At 40.4% G+C, this 5,152-nt stretch carries 3 protein-coding genes and 1 pseudogene; all 4 read right to left on the bottom strand.

Annotation, left to right across the window (positions count from 1 at the left end; translation table 11 throughout):
• Positions 1-153 precede the first annotated feature (153 nt).
• A pseudogene (locus BLQ24_RS09790) lies at positions 154-1,124 on the bottom strand (IS256 family transposase).
• A 140-nt stretch (positions 1,125-1,264) separates the two neighbouring features.
• Complete coding sequence (locus BLQ24_RS09785; RefSeq protein WP_090164741.1) at positions 1,265-1,822, bottom strand: hypothetical protein; 558 nt, start codon at positions 1,820-1,822, stop codon at positions 1,265-1,267.
• Positions 1,819-3,186, bottom strand: coding sequence for an AAA family ATPase (locus tag BLQ24_RS09780; protein WP_090164740.1), 1,368 nt, complete (start codon positions 3,184-3,186; stop codon positions 1,819-1,821). Before BLQ24_RS09780 ends, BLQ24_RS09785 begins: the two co-directional genes overlap by 4 nt.
• Before the next feature lie 256 nt (positions 3,187-3,442).
• On the bottom strand, positions 3,443-5,152 hold a 1,710-nt coding region (locus tag BLQ24_RS10185), incomplete at its 5' end, for a hypothetical protein (protein ID WP_336433287.1).

Here is a 5,152-nt window from a genome sequence, read left to right as displayed (position 1 = left end):
GTACGGATTTTCTTTCTCTTTTTGCCATAAACTAAGGCCCTCCATGATTTTGATTGTATCATGAAAGGCCTCAGAAATGAGCTTTTACAGAGATTATTTCATACTCTCTTCAGGCAAGCGCTCCGGGTACATAACTGACAATTCGCCTCGCACTTATCCCCAGTTGCGAATTGGCATTGTCCACTTACGTGTGGCTTCGAATGCTGCGAGATACAGTCAGCAGCGCCTGAGACCCTGGAAATACGCTCCTCTGACGGTTCAGCCAATTCAGTGATTCTATGACGTTGGTCGTATAGAAGGCTGTTCTGACATCCCTGGAAAACTTGAAAATCGGGGATATGGCGTCCCAGTTGTCGCTCCAGCGTTTCATAGCATATGGATACTGCGGACTCCATTTATCTGTAACGTGATCAAGTTGTTCCAGTGCGGACTTTTCATCAGGAGCTGTATATATAGTCTTAAGATCCTTTGCAAAGGCCTTCATCTTTTTTCCATCTGCGTCGATACCGAGGACAACATACGCTGCACGCTTCTGTACAACACCGTCTTCTCTTACAGAAAAATGAATTGCATCAATGAATACGATCGGGTATACCGCTTCCAGCGGACGGTTCTGCCAGTCTTCGATCTGCGGCAGGATCTTATCTGTTACGTCTGAAATGAAACTTTCTGAAGTCTCAAAGCCGTATATGTCCTCGATCATTTCAGATATCTGCTTTGTGGTCATTCCCTTTGCGCACATCGATATGATTTTCCGGTCTATATCCGAAATATCCTTCTGACGCTTTTTTACGACCTTAGATTCAAAGGAGGAGTTACGGTCCTGTGGAACGTCGATGGACATACTGCCGTAGCTTGAATTGACTTGTTTATTCTTATATCCGTTTCGATAATTGCGTTCAAAGTCATCCGAATTCGCCCGCTCAGATTTTTTCATAGCCGATATGTTCATCCATTTCGGCTTCCATCATTTCCTTGATCGTGCCGCCGAGCAGATCCTTGAGAGCATCCTGTATATCTTGAGCGCTCTCTATATCGTACTCTTCAAGCAGCCCGCGGATGATCTCACGTTTTCCTTCAGTCATTTCGACATGATGCACCGGTTTCTTTGGTTTTCTGGTCATAGTAAAAGGCTCTCCATGAATTAATGATTGCTGTCACGAAAGGCATTGTCAAACATTTTTACAGACTTTTTTTCTATTGTCCCCTATTGTCCCAGAAGTTACTCATTAGACACAACATGGCGGATAGATTCATCGATGCATCAGTTTTGACGTTTACGCTGATCACTTACACTATCAATTTGCAAATACTTCATCAGTACTTCTACTATATTGCTGTAATGAATTTTAAAATCCTTTGCCCTTAAGAACTGGGGATTAACCATTTTTATCTGGTTTTGCTGTTTGAATTTTCTGGCAGCACTACCTTTATCATGAGATTTCACCGGATGTTTCCAATAGACATCCTCAATATCATGACAAAACCACACAAATTCGCTACAATTTTCTCGACTGCAGTATTCTTTTGCTTTTGTAATAAATTTAGAGTCTTCGGGTAAAGTATCGTATTTATCACAATCAAAACAGTAAAATACTATTGTTTGACTTGCATCATCTCTTCCAAATTGTTTCTTTAAACTTTCAATCTTCTTCTGTACCTTACCACTGTTATAATTGCTCTTACCGTCCATGTAAACAGGGGATAGTTTAATGGAACCTCGTTCATATTTAAAGAAATGTTCGATTGTTTCCTTAATGTAGATCCAATCTGATTTGTTTTTCGGATTGGTCTCAACGCAAAATACTAATTGAGAATTCATTTATTCTCCTCACCATCGAAATCGAGCACACCAATAAAATCAATATCCTCTATATTAAAAGGCGAACCATATATCATTCCGCTGCGATAAAGTTTTGCAGGCGAATAATTTCCATTTTTCTTCCAAGAATATATTCTGTGGTCCTCAGAAAGAAAATCTATAGATTTTTTATTCCTTTTTAATACATCCATGGGTCCAACGTTATGTGTTGTAAAACAGAGTTGACCATATCCATACTCCATTAAATATTCCAATAGAGCACATAAATATACATCATGTAAATTTGAATCCATTTCATCTATGAATACAATACCACCTCTTACCATACGCACCAAATAGGAAAAAAGTCTAATTAACTTCTTTATACCGGTACTTTCAAATTCAGCATTGATGGAGTAATCTTGATATACCATGTTCAAGGAACAAATGAGGACATCAACATCAATCTTTCTTTCTATATCGATACGTTCCAAATCGCTTTTGAATATTTGAATAAAATTCTGTAATCTATGTATTTCTTTCTTAAAAGTTAAAAACCTCTTCGTTGGAACAACTATATTATTTGAATCGAGAGTTCTCAGTTGAGCCTTTTGTATATTGTAAGCATGATCAAGCAACTCGTTAAAATTAGACTGACTTAATCTATCCTCCCCCCAAAGACTATCTTCAATGAAATAGCCGGTATGTAGATCTTTTTCCTCCATGCAAACGAAAATGCTGTTCCCAAATAAAGATAACAGCCCTACATAATAGCTTAGTTTCGCACTCTTAATTTCTTGCTCAAACTTCGAATTTTTAATTATTTTCGAATAAAAAACAGAACAGAAAGACGCAGAACTTAGCAAGTTACTGGTTCTTTCCTTTACTGTTTCTTCTAAACGGTTGTCATGATCATACTCAACATTAATTAAAACTCCATCCGTCACTTCGTAAATTGTAGTAAATTCCGAAGTAGAATTCGGTTTTTTAGCAGCAAGTTTTTCTTTTGAAATGAAGAATATATTTTCGTCATTTTGATTAATTTGTATAGAGTATCTGAACAACCTATTTTTATCCTGGGCAATAACAAGATAATCAGCTTCCAACTGGAGGCACCTCGTTTTTTTGTTAACTAAAGCGTCGAGATTTCTTTGTACGAGCGGATTGCTTAAATAATCTGAAAATAATATGATGTTTTTCAGAATTTGTACCGAAGTAATTATTGCAGACTTTCCACTACCATTGATACCATATATAGCTTTTATATTATAGTTTTGTGTATCCAGCGGTTTGCGATAAGTCTTTTTGTAAAAAGACAACTCAATTGGATCTTCTATAGATTTTATCCCTGAAACTGAATATCTTACAAGATGGAAAACCTTCATAACAAACTCCTCTCACGGATTATAATACCACAACAGAACAGTACTTAAAATACATAATGTATATATTTCGAAAAAGCTTACTGTGTAAGACACTATGCGGAAAGAAACATATTTCAATGAGACGCTGATTGATATTATAGTTATGATCCAGAGTCATCCGATTCCTTGCATTCTCCTCTTTTGTTATAAAAACATCCGAGCGGTGAACCGCTCGGATGTCCTTGAAACGAAATGCATCGTTTGATTCAGTTATACACTATGCACGAGTTACTTTACTCATATCTACAGTATATGTAACCGGTGTGTACGCCTCACCTTCACCATCAAAGTCAACAGTGAACGTAATGTTGTCGTTGGTCTTTACGCCATCAATTTTAATGACGCCAGCCACTACTTTTGCACCTGTGGCATCAGTTGTAACTTTAGCTCCTGCAGGAAGATCTGTTGGTGTGATTTCAACTGTGGTTCCATTTGATGCACTTACATTTCCAGAAGCAACTGCTACAGTGTTGGTTGTATCCGGAACTAAATCCTTCGATTCATCATTGCCAACCTTAACGCTCACTTTAGCAAGCTTGCTCGGTGCAGCGGTAATTGCAAATTCCTTGGATGTTGCTGTAGTACCAACGAAGTCATCAGCTGCGCCTGTAACAACTGCATATACAGACTTTCCAACCGTGCTTACGTCCTCGTCGTTCACATGCTTGGATGCAGGAACTGTCAAAGTTTTGCCGTTACCAAGAACTACGTCCTTACCAGTCGTGTTATCCGTAACGCCCTTCAGATACCACTTTGCAGTTGCTGCGCTATCATTCGAAGTTACGTTCAGTGTATCACCAACCTGATTGGTGAGGCGTGCAACCCCAGTTCCAGCACCAGCATTATATGCAGTGGTGTTCCAAGCGTTGGTGATCGCCACTTTTTTGGTTGCTGCGTTCTTTACAATGATACTATCAGTAGCCGTACCGATGACCCAAGTGTTTTCTCCCTGCTTCAGTGAAATTTTCACACTATAGTTACCAGCGACGCTCGGAGTGTACGTTGCACTTGTCGCACCGGAAATATCATTTCCCCCAACGGACCACTGGTACGTGACATCAGAAGCTGCAGCAGCAGGTGTTACAGATGCTGCCAGAGTCTTTCCAACTGTTGTTGTATCTGCATCCTCATTATCAACCTTGATGGAGACAGCAACATTAGAAGTGGATACTTCACCCAATGTATATGTCTTGGTTTTGCCATTTGCATCTGTGGACATACCCTTAACACCAGCCACCGGTGTCACTACCAGCTGCAGACGGTATCCAGCATCGTCCTTTGTCACAGTATAGGTGGAAGATGTTGCACCAGGAATAGCTGTAGTAATATCATTTTTCTGAACATCTTTTCCGCCCACTCTGTACCACTGATATGTTGCTACAGAAGTGGAAACATCAGACTTTACCGTATCCTTTGTTGTGTTATTGGCATCGGCTGTATCAGTGTAGTACAGCACTCTCAGCTTATCGCCAACATTTGGAGCATAAGCTGTTGTAGTTGTATTAACAGTTTCCCATGTCGTTGTTGTTCCAGACACCGTGGCCTTCTGAATCAAAGCCTCTGCGTTCGCAACTGTTACAGCAGAAACCTTCGCTGTAGCAGCGGAAACTGCTGTCTTCTCGAAGTTGCCTGTGCCGGTCGCTTCAACTGTGATCGCCTTGCCGATCTCAGCTGTTGTTACAGTGAATGTGGAGCTTGTTGCACCAGCGATTGCTGTGCCGTCAGCCTTCCACTGATATGTAACAGTTGCGTTCTCCGGTGTAACGGCAGCTCTCAGCTTCGTTCCAACCAGAACTTCTTTCGCCGGATCCTTAGCGTTATCAGCGCTCAGAGCAACAGCTGTTACCGCAGTCTTCTTAACTGCAGCCTTCGCTTTCTTAACGGTAATCGTAACCTTCTTCGTCTGCTTGCCGACCTTCGCAGTTAC

This window comes from Eubacterium pyruvativorans, assembly GCF_900102225.1.
Taxonomy (GTDB): domain Bacteria; phylum Bacillota; class Clostridia; order Peptostreptococcales; family Anaerovoracaceae; genus Aminicella; species Aminicella pyruvativorans.
Note: the sequence above shows the minus strand (reverse complement) of the source record. Positions and strands in the feature narration are given on the sequence as shown.

Coding starts and splice junctions, on each gene's coding strand:
- BLQ24_RS09785 (WP_090164741.1), bottom strand. CDS start 1,822: ATGAATTCTCAATTAGTATTTTGCGTTGAGACCAATCCGAAAAACAAA.
- BLQ24_RS09780 (WP_090164740.1), bottom strand. CDS start 3,186: ATGAAGGTTTTCCATCTTGTAAGATATTCAGTTTCAGGGATAAAATCT.